The following is a 1,004-nucleotide window of genomic DNA, read 5'->3' as shown; positions in this document are numbered from 1 at the left end:
CATTTTGACTGACACACCGCCTTCGCGAGCAGGCTCGCTCCCACAGCGGTATTTTTTACATGCAAGCCTTGCAGCTGGCAGCAATCGTTGGCGAGTTGCTGTGCGGGTTGTCCACGCCCGCCGATACGTTGGCGCCGCCGTCACCGGAGAAGCCGTTCATGGCGCGGGTAATGGTGGCGTTGTTGTAGACCGGGGTTTTCCAGCCGTCGCGAGTCAGCACTTGTTGGGCGTTGCTGCCGGCCAGTTCGAAAGTGCTCACGGCGGAGAACGTCAACTTGCCATCATCGTGACCACCACCGTAACCGCCCATGTTGCCGTCGTTGCCGTTGAGCGAATCGGTGGCTTCAGCGGTGTTGCGGGTGGCCTGATTGGTCACCACGTTGCCGTCATTATTTTGCTCGTCCAGCACCGAAACCCCGGCACTGGCGCTGATGGAGGGCAATCGATCCAGCGTCGGCCCCTGGCCGTCGCCGTTACCGTCTCCTCCGGCCTGCGCCGCCATTGCCATGACAGCGGCGAGAGCGAAAACCAATGGTTTGAGCGCCATTTCAGGTTTCATGGTGTTTCTCCTTGCGTGTCGTTGGTTGAGTGTCGGTACGTTCTTATTCACGCCGGGGCAATCAGCGACCCGGCTGCTCAGGGTGTTGGCCATGCGGTTCCCATCCCGGCAATCTGATTCACCGCTCGGCAGCCGGTTGGGGCGTCAGTTGCTCTGGAGTTTGTCGAGCCGCGGGCCACGCCGGCGAATTCGCCGTCACTGAGCACGGTGCTGGCGGTCGTCTGGTTGATGCGGGTGGAGGGATTGGCGTTGACTGTAGAAAGTCCCCAAGACATCGATTCCTTCTTCACTGACGCTGGCCCTAATCAGCGCTGCGAAGGGAAGAGCAGGTGTTGTGCCGGGTTTTGAAATTCCTCTGGATTCAAAGGATTGGCTTCATTTGGCGAGAGATATGGCGGAACCTGTTTCATCGCTGAGACAGGCTCGCGGCCCGCAACGGGCCGCC

The 1,004-nt window shown here is 60.3% G+C and carries 1 protein-coding gene; it reads right to left on the bottom strand.

Annotation, left to right across the window (positions count from 1 at the left end):
• Positions 1-55: 55 nt before the first annotated feature.
• Positions 56-559, bottom strand: coding sequence for a hypothetical protein (locus ACE04F_RS21670; protein ID WP_486109861.1), 504 nt, complete (start codon positions 557-559; stop codon positions 56-58).
• Positions 560-1,004 lie beyond the last annotated feature (445 nt).

This window comes from Pseudomonas sp. AGC41 (genome assembly GCF_057334555.1).
The sequence above is the reverse complement of the archived record's forward strand: the minus strand, read 5'-3'. Positions and strand labels throughout refer to the sequence as shown.

What these genes read in the sequence shown, in the direction of transcription:
- ACE04F_RS21670 (WP_486109861.1), bottom strand. Translation starts at nt 559, where the DNA reads ATGAAACCTGAAATGGCGCTCAAACCATTGGTTTTCGCTCTCGCCGCT.